The following is a 12,686-nucleotide window of genomic DNA, read 5'->3' as shown; positions in this document are numbered from 1 at the left end:
TTCCTATCAAGTTGGTAGCGGCGACAGGCACTGGGCTCCGAAGTCGAGCCGGCCGGGATAGTCTTCCTGTCGAACACATCGGACCCGCCATTTCTGCGCAGGCGATACGATCGGTTTGAATGAGTATGCCGTGGGGACGCAGAGGAGATTGGCCTTCTGCATCCCCACAAGTACCCTGCAAGCACTCGCGACGACGGCTAGCTGCCGTGCCGCGGCATGATCAGGCAGGGTACCGGCGAGTTCTGGGCGATCTTGCCGGATTTCGAGCCGAGAAAGACCCGCGCAATCGGCCCGAGGCTGCTCGAACCGATCACCAGGATCTCGGCGCTGGCCCAGAGCAGGGAGTCAAACGCCGACTTCCAGGTCTTGCCGTCACCGATCTCGCTGGTGAGCTGGATCGCGCCGTCCCAATCCGCCGTCATCTCGTCGAGCGTCACCTGGGCCTGCTCGCGCATGGTGTTGGCGACCATGTTTTCGGCATCGTATCCCGCCCCGGTGGGGTACATCTGCTTGTCGCGCGCAATCAGGGTGACGAGCCTGAGCGGCACCTCGAAAATACCGCACAGCTCGGCGCTTTTTCGCACCACGACCGCCGAGGCAGGAGAAGGCGAGAAGGCGCAACTGATACGCCTGACGACACTCCTGGGATCGGGTAGATAGCCGCGGGGCGCGATGGCAATCGGCAGATCGGCCGAATGCAGCAGCCCCGTCGCCACGCTCCCCTCAGCAAAGCGCCCGGGCGGTGCCGAGCGGGACGAGCCCACGACGATGCAATCGGCACCCATGTCCTGGGCGGCCCGCAACAGCCCGTCACGCGCGGACTTGGCGGGAACCGCGATGAAATCGGCATCGACATCGCTCGATATCGATGCCTTTGCCTTTGCGAGCGACTTCTGCGCGTTCTGCAGGACAAACTGCGCATATTCGGCGTCGACCCGCGCCAGGGAGGGTGGCCCCCATGTCTCGGGCACCACGGTGACCACCGTGATTGAGCCTCGGCTTGAGCGCGCCAGGAGTGAACCCAGCGCCAGTGCTTCGCGACCGCCCTGATCGGGCGACAATCCCACGATGTACCTCATTCCGCAGCCCCTGGCGCCATGGCTTCAAGCTTGGAGCGCCGCATGGAGTAGCCAAAGTAGACCAATGCTGCGAGCACCAGCCAGGCGCCCGTCACGGCGAAAACCGTCCAATGCAGCTGGAAGATCAGATAGAGGCAGCTCGCGATGCTCAGGATCGGCAGGACCGGGAAGAAGGGAACAGTGAAACCCCGCGGCATGTCCGGGTGCTTATAGCGCAGGATGATCACACCGGCCGAAACGACCATGAACGCCGAAAGCGTGCCCATGCTAGTCAGGTCCCAGAGCATGTCGGACGGCACGAAGGCGGCGATCAGCGCGACGAAGATCGACACAAGGATCGTGCAGGCCACGGGTGTCATCGAACGCGGATCGACCCGATGCAGAATCGGCGGCAGCAGCCCGTCGCGCGAGATGGCGAAGAGGATTCTGGTCTGTCCGTAGAGCGAGATCAGCGTCACGCTGAAGATCGAGATCACCGCGCCAGCTGCCAGGATATTGGCCGGCCAGGCATTTGCGATCGATGGTCTTGCGCGAGATCCCGAGGCGGCGGGCAGCCTCTTCTCGATCGCCCTTGACCTCGCGCAGGACCAACAGAATGTGGCGCCGTTCCACCTCGGCCAGGCTCTGGCCGCCCCTGTCGTCATCGCCGTCACTGGCAATGCGCTCGATATCCTCCGGAAAACCGCCGAGGATCACCGTTCGTTCGATGAGATTGCGAAGTACCCGGATGTTTCCCGGCCAATCATAGCGTGCGAGCGCAGCGCGTACCCTGTCGTCGATGGTGACAGGGGGCATGCCGAGCTGCTGGGCGAATTCGCGCATGAACAGGGCCGCAAGTTCCTGCACATCGTCGCCGCGATCCTTCAGCAGCGGCAAATGGATCTGCACGACATTGATACGGAAGAAGAGATCGGCACGAAAACTGCCGGCCTCGACGCGCTTGGGAAGATCGGCATTGGTGGCAAAGATGAAGCGGGCGTCGAAGGGAACCTCGCGTTCCGAGCCGACCGGCCTGACACTCCCGCGCCCTGCCCGCCCCGGTGAAGGCTCCTTTCAGATGGCCGAACAATTCGCTTTCGATCATGTCCGCCGGGATGGCACCGCAATTGATCGGCACGAAAAGCTTGTCGGAATGGCCGGAAAGCGAGTGAAGCGAACGTGCCGCGACTTCCTTTCCGGTTCCCGACCTGCCAGTCAACAGGACCAAGGTCGGCAAGGGTGCAACGCGTGCGATGGACTGGCGCACATTCCGGATCGCCCTGGAGTCGCCCAGCAGCTTGTTGCTCAGGAAGATCTGATGGCCTGGCGATTTCAGCTCATGGTGCAGGACGTCGTTCTCACGCTGCAGCCTGATCCGGTCAAGACAACGGGCAACCGCATTGAGAAGCTGGTTGGAGCGAAACGGCTTGAGCACGAAATCGACGGCGCCCGCCCGCAAGGCACCGATCGCGGTGTCCAGGTCGGCATAGGCCGTCATCAGGATGACATCGGCGAAGAACCCGACGGCTCGCTGTTCGGCAAGCCAATCCAGGCCGTTCTGTCTCGGCATGATATTGTCGAGAATGACCACGTCGAAGTGCTGCTGGTCGAGTTTCTGGGACGCCTGTTTGGTGTCCGCGGCTTCGGCTATCAGCTTGCTGCGCGGCCCCAGGATCTTGACCAGGAAATTGCGCATCCCCGGCTCGTCGTCGACGACCAGGATCGAGGCCTGGGCCAGCCACGGCCCGAATTGTGGATCTGCGGCAGGGCCGGCAGTATCGTGAGCGGGATCCTCGGACATCAACACTTCCTTCCCAACCGCACCCTGGCCTGACGTGAGGAACCGTCAGCCTCCCAGAAACGCAGGCGCCAGACTCTCTTCCACCATCTCCCGGGCTGCTTGGGGGGTCTGCTGGCTGCCGTCGATGTCGAGGCGGGTTGCCGCCTCGAACAGCAAGGCGCGCACGTCATCCGGCGAAAGAAGCCCTTTGGCCACCAGCTTGCGCATCAGGGCCTGCAGGATGAGGACATCGATTCCCGGTTCGGACGCCATTGGGCTTTCGTTCATGCCACTCTCCTCCCAGTCTCTAGCTAGGAACGTTCCTGCATGTTCCCACGCAACTGCGCCAGGACCTGGCGCAGCCCGTGGAGTTGGTCCATCAGGTGCAGGATGACATCGATACCCTCGTCATTGGCCCCGATATCGTTCTTCAGGTCCTGAATCAGGCGCGCACGCGCAATATCGATCTCGGTGAATTGCACCCCCGCTTGCGTCAGACGCGGAATGAGCCAGCGCTGCTCGAGCCACAATTCGAGTGTCTGCACCTGGATGCCGGAACTCGCCAGAAATTCCTGCTTGTTCATGCTCATGATGCTCTATCCTCGCGGGGATTGAAGTCCTTGCCCTTGGCCCAGTTCGAAACGAACGCTTCGAGGTCCGGATCGGCCCCCCTGGGAAGGACGATCTTGAGCTTGACGAATTGGTCACCCTGCCCTCCGCCCTTGCGAGGCGCCCCCTTGCCCTTGAGGCGCAGGGTCGTGCCGGTGTTCGATCCTTTCGGCACGGACATCGTCACATCACCGGTCGGGGTGGGAACACGCACCCGCCCCCCGAGCACGGCCTCCGACAGCGAAACCGGCAATTCCAGCGTGATGTCGTCGCCCTCGCGCGTGAAACGACGATCGGGCAAAACCTCCACTTCGATCAGGGCATCGCCGGCACCGCCCGTACCGGCGCCCGGCGCACCCTTGCCCTTCAGGCGCAGGGTCTGGCCATCCACCAAGCCCGGCGGAATCTTCACGTCGAGCGTGCCGCCATCCGGCAGGGTCAGGCGCTTGTTCGCACCCATGACCGACTCGACGAACTCGATCGGCAGCCGATAGTGCAGATCCTGGCCACGCCGGTTCGCGCGCGCTCGCTGGCCGCGCCTCAGCAATTCGGCAAACGCATCCTCCCCGTCCATGAAGTCGGCGAAACCGGAGGCATCGACATAGGGATGATCGTGATCGGCGCCGGCATATTCACGGTAGAAATGCTGCGGCGGGCGTTCCGCACCACTCGCATCGATCTCGCCATTGTCGAAGCGCTTGCGTTTGTCGGCGTCGCTGAGCAGGTCGTAGGCGCCCGCGACTTCCTTGAACTTCTCCTCGGCCCCCTTGTCACCGGGATTGAGATCCGGATGCAGTTTCTTCGCAAGCTTGCGATAGGCGCTCTGGATCTCGGCCGAAGATGCCGTCGGGGCAACACCCAGAACCTCGTAAGGATTTCTCACAACCTACTCCGATAGCATTTCCACGGCGTTTTGCGATTTGACGGTTCATAAGCTTCAAGAAGGCGCTCCATCGCGCCTCCGGTCGATGTTGGAAACGCCAAGGACTCGGCCCGGCGCAGGCCGCGATGCTAGAGCATTTTTCGCGGTCAGTCAGGCAGGCAGGCTCCGCGTCGCGAGCAAAATGCCTTTCGCGGCAGGGGCGGCCTGCAACCCCGTCGCCAGGTCAGCCCGATTTCTTTGCATCATTGTCATCCACCTCGCTGAATTCGGCGTCGACCACATCGTCGCCGCCGGCGTGAGAGGGCGTGTCGGACGATGCGCCCGGCTGTGCATAGGCCGCCTCCGCCAGTTTCTGCGAGAGCTGCTGCAGAGTGCTCGCCTTGGCGGCGATGGCGGCGGCATCCTCGCCTTTCGCCGCTTCGCGCAGGTCGGCCATGGCATTCTCGATTGTCCGCCGATCCGCCTCGGCCACCTTGCCGCCATGCTCGGCAACCGCCTTCTCGGTCGCGTGCAGCAGGGCTTCCGCGGTATTCCTCGCTTCCACGGTCTCCCTGCGCTTCTTGTCCTCGGCGGCATGGGCTTCGGCATCCTTGACCATGCGCTCGATGTCAGCTTCGGAGAGGCCGCCGGACGCCTGGATCTGGATGCGCTGCTCCTTGCCGGTCCCCTTGTCCTTCGCCGAGACATTGACGATGCCGTTGGCGTCGATGTCGAAGGTCACGTCGATCTGGGGCACGCCACGCGGGGCCGGCGCGATGCCCATCAGGTCGAACTGGCCGAGCAATTTGTTGTCTGCCGCCATCTCGCGTTCGCCCTGGAAGACACGGATGGTGACGGCGTTCTGATTGTCCTCGGCCGTGGAGAACACCTGGCTCTTCTTGGCCGGAACGGTGGTGTTGCGTTCGATGAGGCGCGTGAAGACGCCACCCAGCGTTTCCAGCCCCAGCGAGAGGGGCGTGACGTCGAGAAGCAGGACGTCCTTGACGTCGCCCTGCAGCACGCCGGCCTGGATTGCTGCCCCGACCGCGACGACCTCGTCGGGATTGACGCCCTTATGCGGCTCCTTGTCGAAGATCTTGCGCACGATCTCCTGGATCTTCGGCATGCGGGTCATGCCGCCAACCAGCACGACCTCATCGATGTCCTTGGCCGCCAGTCCCGCATCCTTCAACGCATTGAGGCACGGCTCGATGGTTCGCTGCACGAGATCTTCGACCAGGGACTCGAATTTCGCCCGTGTCAGCTTGATCTGGAAATGCTTGGGACCGCTGGCATCGGCGGTGATGTAGGGCAGGTTGATTTCCGTCTGGGTGATGGTGGAGAGCTCGATCTTGGCCTTCTCCGCCGCCTCCTTCAATCGCTGCAGGGCCAGCTTGTCCTTTCTCAGGTCGATGCCCTGCTCGCGCTGGAACTCGTCGGCCAGGTAGTTCACCAGGCGCATGTCGAAGTCTTCGCCGCCGAGGAACGTGTCGCCATTGGTCGACTTGACCTCGAAGACGCCATCGCCGATGTCGAGGATGGAGATGTCGAACGTGCCGCCGCCGAGATCATAGACCGCGATCTTGGCCTGCTTCTTCTTGTCGAGTCCATAGGCCAGCGCCGCAGCCGTCGGCTCGTTGATAATGCGCAGGACTTCGAGACCCGCAATCTTGCCGGCGTCCTTGGTCGCCTGGCGCTGGGCATCGTTGAAATAGGCGGGAACCGTGACGACGGCCTGGGTGACCTTCTCGCCGAGATTGGCTTCGGCGGTTTCCTTCATCTTCTGCAGGATGAAGGCTGAGATCTGCGAGGGCGAATAGGTTTTGCCCTGGGCTTCCACCCAGGCGTCGCCATTGGCCGCCTTGACGATCTTGTAGGGGACGAGGGCCTTGTCCTTCTCGACGGTGGGGTCGTCGTAGCGTCGGCCGATCAACCGCTTGACCGCAAAGATCGTGTTGGTCGGGTTGGTCACCGCCTGCCGCCTGGCAGGCTGCCCGACGAGACGCTCGCCATCGCCTGTAAACGCAACGATCGACGGTGTGGTCCTCGCACCCTCGGCATTCTCGATGATGCGCGTATTCTTGCCGTCCATGACCGCAACGCATGAATTGGTCGTTCCCAGGTCAATTCCGATGATCGTAGCCATGAAGATGCTCCCTGTTATTTGATTGCTGGAATATGTGTTGCCGCTTTTGTTGTGATTGCCGCGGTCGAGATGTCTCAGGCGGAGGATTTGCTGCCCGGCAGCGGGCCATTCGCCTCTCTTCCGAGAGACGGCATTGGGTGTTTTGGCTCGTCCGGCGCCAGCCCCTGGCCTTGCTGTTCCGGATGGCCATGCGGGCGGCCGGATATCGTCAAGTACGATGCCATGATGTCCCGTCTGTTTGTGGCGCTGCCGCCGAGCGCTGGCCTCGACGTGACAGCAACAGACGTGCCAGACTGGATACACAGCGATATCAATGACTTATGGGAGAGTCCCCGGTCGATCAGGACAACATGTCCGCGCAACCGTAGACAAAGTGTCCGCAGGCAGGGCCGGCTGAGCCAGGAACCGACAGGTTCGATGGCCGGCCATCGCTGCCAGCCGCGCCGTCAGGGCTGCCTTCCGGCCCCGGCTTCCGCGGGTTGCCTCGGCCCACCGCTGGAAACGCCGACCCTGGCCGGGCGCAAGGAGCGCGTTCCGATCGAATACCCGGCGCCGATGACCTTGCTGACGGTGCCGCTCGGCACCGAAGGATCGGGCACCTCGAACAGCGCTTCATGGAAATTGGGATCGAAGCGCTCTCCCAGGGGATCGAGCTTCCTGACGCCATGTCTTTCCAGCGAACGCAGCAGCTCCTTTTCCGTGAGCTCTACCCCTTCAATCAGCGTCCTGACCGCCTCGTCGCCTTCGCGGACTTGCGCCGGCACGTTGGCGATGGCGCGCTCGATATTGTCAGCCACTCCCAGCATGTCGCCGGCAAATTTCGCGACGGCATATTGGCGCGCATCATTCAGCTCACGCTCGGCACGGCGGCGCACATTCTCTGTTTCGGCCAGCGCCCGCAACAAGCGATCCTTCAACGCGGCATTGTCAGCCTCGAGCCTGGCGATGATCGCAGCGGCATCGTCGGCTGATCCGGCCGGAGATGGATCGGCCTGCTCCGTCGCCTTCGCTGTCGGCCCCGGCGCATTTGCCGGCTCCGGTGCCCCATGAATGTCGTTCTCGGGTTTGGCTCTTCTGGTCATTTCGCCTCCCTGTCGGATGCTTTCAGATGAATGCCGCTATGCTGTAATCCCCGAACGCAGAGACTTGTGGGCTGCGCGAGCCCATGCCTAATCGTCCAACGCCGATCCGGCTCGAGAAGATCCATTCCGGACTAACGCAGAAGGCATAGCCGGATCACGGCCGCTGCCATCCCGAGCACGCTGATGCTGGCGGCCCAGATCACGAGCATCCAGGCGAGCCGTTTCCAGAAGGGTGTTCTCGACGCCATCAATGATAGCCATGGATGCCGGCCTTGCCGCGAAATACCCAATAGGCCCAGCCGGTATAGACGAGGATGAGGGGGATGATGACGAGGGCCCCGACCAGCATGAAGGCCTGGCTCTCGGGTGGTGCCGCCGCCTCCCAGATCGTCACGGCGCGGGGCACCACATAGGGATAGATGCTGATCCCGAGCCCGATGAAGCCAAGCAGGAACAGCGCCAGAGCCATCAGGAAGGGCAGCCGCTCCCGCTCGCGCCGCAGGCTCCAGAAGAAGGTCGCCGTGCAGATCGCCACGAGCAGCGGCACCTGGGCAGTCAGCAGCACGCCCGGCATGGCAAACCAGCGTCGCCAATAATCATAGTGCAGGAACGGCGTGGCCGCGCTGACGGCCCCGAGAGCGAGAAGCGTGGCCACGCCCAGCCAGAACGCCAGGCGGCGGGCATGGAACTGGCTCGTCCCTTCCGTCTTCCAGATCAGCCAGGTCGCCCCCAGCAAGGCATAGCCGGTCACCACGGCCAGCCCCGTCAACACGCTGAAGGGGCTCAGCCAATCCAGCCAGCCGCCGGCATAGGCCTCGTTCTCGACATGGACGCCTTGCAGGATCGCGCCAAGCGTCACGCCCTGCGCCGACGCAGCGACGACCGACCCAAGGCAGAATGCCGTGTCCCACAACGGACGGTGGCGCGGATCGCGCCAGCGAAACTCGAAGGCGACGCCGCGAAAGACGAGCCCGAGCAACATGGCGATGATCAGCGGATAGGTGGCCGGAAGGATGATGGCATAGGCCAGCGGGAAGGCCGCAAGCAGACCGCCGCCGCCCATCACCAGCCAGGTCTCGTTGCCGTCCCACACCGGCGCGATCGAGTTCATCGCCTGGTCGCGCTCCTCGCCCACCGCAAAGGTCGGGAACAGGATGCCGATACCGAGGTCGAAGCCGTCCATGACGACATAAGCCATCACCGCAAAGCCGATGACCGCCGCCCAGAATATGGCGAGATCGATGCTGCCCATCACGATCACTCCTTCGCCGGCAGGGGAACGCCGACGCTTGCTGCGGGCGTGATACCGGCCGCGCGTTGCGGCAGGTTCGGTGGCTCGCTCTCGCCACGTCCAGGCGCCTTCGCCATCAGGCGCAACAGATAATAGGTGCCGGCCCCGAAAGCGCTGAAATAGACCAGCGCGAAGGCAATCAGCGAGGCGGCAACGGCCGGCGCAGCGAGCGGCGAATGGGATTCGGCCGTTCGCAGCAGGCCGTAGACCGTGAAGGGTTGCCGCCCGACTTCCGTCGTCACCCAGCCCGCGATCACCGCAACGAAGCCTGCCGGTCCCATGGCAACGGCGGCGCGATGCAGCCAGCGCCAATCATAGAGCCTGCCTCGCATGCGTGCGAGCAAGCTCCACAGCCCGATGCCGAGCATGGCGAAGCCCAGCGCCACCATGATCCGGAACGACCAGAAGATGATGGGTGTGGGGGGGCCATTGATCCCGCGGAAAATCGGTGAGGCCCGGAAGCGGCGCATAGGGATCGTGCTTGAGGATCAGCGAACCGATATGCGGTATCGACACCTCGTAGCGCACGCGCCCTTCCTCGTTGTCCGGCAGGCCGAACAACACGAGGGGAGCACCATTGGGGCTGGGCTGGTAGTCGCCCTCCATGGCCAGCACCTTGGCAGGCTGATGCTCCAGCGTGTTCAAGCCATGGGCATCGCCGGCCAGAATCTGGATGGGCGCCACGATCGCCGCCATCCACATGGCCATCGAGAACATCTTGCGCGCACCGGCATTGCCACGGTCCTTGAGCAGGTGCCAGGCGCCGACGCCCCCCACCACGAAGGCGGTGGTGAGATAGGCGGCGATCACGGTATGAACCAGACGGAAGGGAAAGCTGGCCGTGAAGATGATCGGCAGCCAGGACCCTGCCGGTACGAACTGGCCGCTGGCATTGACGGCAAACCCTGCCGGCGTCTGCATCCAGCTGTTCACGGCGATGATCCAAGTCGCCGAGATCAGCGTGCCGAGCGCCACCATGCAGGTGGCGAAGAAGTGCAGGCCTCGGCCGACCTTGCTCATGCCGAACAGCATCACACCGAGGAAGCCGGCCTCCAGGAAGACGGCGGTCAGCACTTCATAGGCCATGAGCGGGCCGATGATCGGGCCCGCCTTGGTCGAGAAGGCCGACCAGTTCGTACCGAACTGGTAGGACATGACCAGGCCCGACACGACGCCCATGCCGAATACGACGGCGAAGATCTTCAGCCAGTAGCGATAGAGATTGGCATAGACGCCCTTGCCCGTCTTGAGCCACAGCCCCTCCAGCACCATCAGATAGCTTGCCAGCCCGATGGAAAACGCTGGAAAGATGAAGTGGAACGACACCGTGAAGGCGAACTGCGCACGCGCCAAGATCACCGCATCCAGTTGCCCAAGCAACGTCCCCTCCCCTCAAAGAAGCCGAAAGATGCCATCCCCGGGGTTGGCTGACGCCAGGGATGCTTTTCCTGATGATGCGGGACGGCCCGCACCGTCTTCCAGAAAAGTCGATAGACTTTTCGCTTGATAAAACGCGTCGAAACAAAGAGCTGGAGACAAAGCCGGTCCGGACAAATCGCCCTTTGCCCTAGGTCCCTACGACGCGCACCGGTATCGATTTGGCGGCCGGAGTTCCGCTGATCTTGTCGTAATACTCCAGGGGCAGCAGCGGATTGAGCTCGGGGTAATATCCCGCCACGGCCCCGCGGGGCATCGGATAATCCAGCACCGTCAGGCTCTCCACGCGACGCATGACGCCATCGTCGCTGATCGTTTCCAAGGCGATGCGAGAGCCCGCGTCCAGGCCTCGCGCCGCACGATCCTCGGCATTCATGAACAGGATCATGCGGTCGTTGTAGACGCCGCGATAGCGGTCATTGTTGCTGTAGATGGTCGTGTTGAACTGGTCATGCGAGCGGACCGTAGCCAGCCGCAGCATCCACGGGTCGGCAACCGGGATATTCACGTCGAGGCCGGGCAGAAGCAGAAAATTCGCCTTGCCGTTCGGCGTCGGCCAGACAAGCCGCCGCGGCGGCACATCGAGATGAAAGCCCTTGGGATTCTTCACCTTTTCCGAAAAGTCGGCGTAGATGTCCGGATAGACTTCGGCAATCTTGTCACGGATGAGATTGTAGTCGTGGATGTAGCTCGCCCATGCGACCTTGCTGTTGGGCAGGCTTGCCAGGGCCATCCGGCAGACGATCTCCACTTCTGGCAGCAGATGGGCGCTGGCGGGCGTCAGCACGCCGCGCGAGGCTGTGACGTTCGACATGGAGTCCTCGATCGTCACGAATTGTTCGCCGGCCGCCGTATGGATCACCTCCGACCGGGAAATGACGGGCAGGATCAGCGCATCGCGTCCGTGAACGAGATGGCCACGATTGAGCTTGGTGGCGATGCCGACCGTCAGGGCCAGCTTGCGCATCGCCGCATAGGATCTGTCGGTGTCGGGAATGGCACGAACGAAATTGCCTCCCATCCCGATGAAGACCTTGGCCGAGCCCTTTTCCATGGCTTCCACGGATTCGACCGTGTGATGGCCATGGTGGCGGGGCGGTTCGAAACCGAACACGTCGCGCACCCGGTCCAGATAGTCCTGGGAGGGTTTTTCATCGATGCCGACGGTGCGGTCGCCCTGCACGTTCGAATGGCCGCGAATGGGTGAGATCCCTGCCCCCGGCTTGCCGAAATTGCCGCGGAGAAGGAGCAGGTTGACGACCTGCTGGAGCAGGCGCGACCCTTCCTGATGCTGGGTGAGGCCCATGCCGTAGCAGATCATGGTTGCGCGCGAACGAATGTAGATTTCGGCGCAACGGCGTATCTGGTCTTCCGCCAGTCCGGAGATCGCCACGATGTCCGGCCATTCCTGCGCCATGACATCGGCGCGGATCGCCTCCAGGCCAACGGTGTGCCGGCTGACGAAATCGGTATCGATGACGGCCTCGCCCTGCGCCTCGCGCTCGAAGATCACCTTCATCATGCCCTTGAGCAGCGCCAGATCCCCTCCGATGCGGATATGGACGAATTCGCTCGCGATCGCAGTCGACCCGAATGTCGCCATCTGCACGACATCCTGCGGCTCGGTGAAGCGTATCAGCGCCCGTTCCGGCATCGGGTTGACGGCCACGATCGGCACGCCGCGTTTTCGCGCCTCGACCAGATTGGTCATCATGCGCGGCGAGTTGGTGCCGGTGTTCTGGCCGATGACAAAGATGGCTTCGGCGTGCTCGAAGTCCTCCATCACCACCGTCCCCTTCCCGACCCCGATGGAGGCAGGCAGCCCGCGGCTCGTCGGCTCGTGGCACATGTTCGAACAGTCGGGGAAATTGTTGGTGCCGAATTCCCGCACAAAGATGGAATACAGGAAGGCGGCCTCGTTGGGCGTGCGCCCCGAGGTGTAGAATTCCGCCTGATGGGGGCTTTCGAGCGCCTTGAGGTGATCGCCGATCAGCGTGAAGGCGGCCTCCCAGTCACAGGGGACATAGCGGTCGGATGCCGCATCGTAGCGCATGGGTTCGGTCAGCCGGCCCTGCATTTCGAGCCAGTAATCCGACTGCTCCATGAGTTCCGACACGCTGTGCCTTTCGAAGAACTCCCGCGTGATCCTTCGCTTGGTCGCCTCGAAGGCCAGCGCCTTGGCGCCGTTCTCGCAGAATTCGAGAGTCTTCTTGTGGTCGGGATCGGGAAAGGCGCAACTGGGGCATTTGAAGCCGCCAGGCTGGTTCATGGCGAGCAGCGCGCGCGACCCCTTGGTGATGACGCTCTGCTCCAGCAGCACCTTGGCAGTCGCTGCAGCAGCGCCCCAGCCCCCTGCCGGATGATGGTATGTCTTATATTGAGGCTTGTTGTCGGCCATGCTCGAAACCGCTCCGCAGAAAC

Annotated in this window: 10 protein-coding genes and 2 pseudogenes; all 12 read right to left on the bottom strand. The window is 62.9% G+C overall.

Annotation, left to right across the window (positions count from 1 at the left end; translation table 11 throughout):
• Positions 1–197: 197 nt before the first annotated feature.
• Positions 198–1,079, bottom strand: a complete 882-nt coding sequence (locus U1R88_RS27650; RefSeq protein WP_322434159.1) for a universal stress protein — start codon at positions 1,077–1,079, stop codon at positions 198–200.
• On the bottom strand, positions 1,076–1,537 hold the full coding sequence (locus U1R88_RS27645) for an APC family permease (RefSeq protein WP_322434158.1): 462 nt from the start codon (positions 1,535–1,537) through the stop codon (positions 1,076–1,078). Before U1R88_RS27645 ends, U1R88_RS27650 begins: the two co-directional genes overlap by 4 nt.
• A gap of 43 nt (positions 1,538–1,580) precedes the next feature.
• Positions 1,581–2,859 (bottom strand): annotated as a pseudogene (locus U1R88_RS27640) (sigma-54-dependent transcriptional regulator); the annotation flags it as partial.
• A 45-nt stretch (positions 2,860–2,904) separates the two neighbouring features.
• Complete coding sequence (locus U1R88_RS27635) at positions 2,905–3,126, bottom strand: hypothetical protein (protein ID WP_322434157.1); 222 nt, start codon at positions 3,124–3,126, stop codon at positions 2,905–2,907.
• A 23-nt stretch (positions 3,127–3,149) separates the two neighbouring features.
• Positions 3,150–3,422 carry a chaperone modulator CbpM gene (locus U1R88_RS27630; RefSeq protein WP_322434191.1) on the bottom strand — a complete coding sequence of 91 codons (273 nt, stop codon included), beginning with the start codon at positions 3,420–3,422 and terminating at the stop codon, positions 3,150–3,152.
• A 2-nt stretch (positions 3,423–3,424) separates the two neighbouring features.
• A complete protein-coding gene (locus U1R88_RS27625; protein ID WP_322434156.1) occupies positions 3,425–4,330 on the bottom strand; it encodes a DnaJ C-terminal domain-containing protein in 906 nt (301 codons plus the stop codon).
• A gap of 223 nt (positions 4,331–4,553) precedes the next feature.
• Positions 4,554–6,455 carry a molecular chaperone DnaK gene (dnaK, locus tag U1R88_RS27620; RefSeq protein WP_322434155.1) on the bottom strand — a complete coding sequence of 634 codons (1,902 nt, stop codon included), beginning with the start codon at positions 6,453–6,455 and terminating at the stop codon, positions 4,554–4,556.
• A 446-nt stretch (positions 6,456–6,901) separates the two neighbouring features.
• Positions 6,902–7,537, bottom strand: coding sequence for a nucleotide exchange factor GrpE (gene grpE, locus U1R88_RS27615; protein WP_322434153.1), 636 nt, complete (start codon positions 7,535–7,537; stop codon positions 6,902–6,904).
• A 131-nt stretch (positions 7,538–7,668) separates the two neighbouring features.
• Positions 7,669–7,785, bottom strand: coding sequence for a DUF2474 family protein (locus U1R88_RS27610; RefSeq protein WP_322434152.1), 117 nt, complete (start codon positions 7,783–7,785; stop codon positions 7,669–7,671).
• Complete coding sequence (gene cydB, locus U1R88_RS27605; protein WP_322434151.1) at positions 7,785–8,792, bottom strand: cytochrome d ubiquinol oxidase subunit II; 1,008 nt, start codon at positions 8,790–8,792, stop codon at positions 7,785–7,787. Before cydB ends, U1R88_RS27610 begins: the two co-directional genes overlap by 1 nt.
• A 2-nt stretch (positions 8,793–8,794) precedes the next feature.
• Positions 8,795–10,208: pseudogene (locus U1R88_RS27600) on the bottom strand (cytochrome ubiquinol oxidase subunit I).
• A 187-nt stretch (positions 10,209–10,395) separates the two neighbouring features.
• On the bottom strand, positions 10,396–12,663 hold the full coding sequence (locus tag U1R88_RS27595) for an FdhF/YdeP family oxidoreductase (protein WP_322434150.1): 2,268 nt from the start codon (positions 12,661–12,663) through the stop codon (positions 10,396–10,398).
• Positions 12,664–12,686: the final 23 nt, after the last annotated feature.

It is taken from the genome of Labrys sedimenti, from assembly GCF_034424805.1.
Taxonomy (GTDB): Bacteria; Pseudomonadota; Alphaproteobacteria; order Rhizobiales; family Labraceae; genus Labrys; species Labrys sedimenti.
The sequence above is the reverse complement of the archived record's forward strand: the minus strand, read 5'-3'. Positions and strand labels throughout refer to the sequence as shown.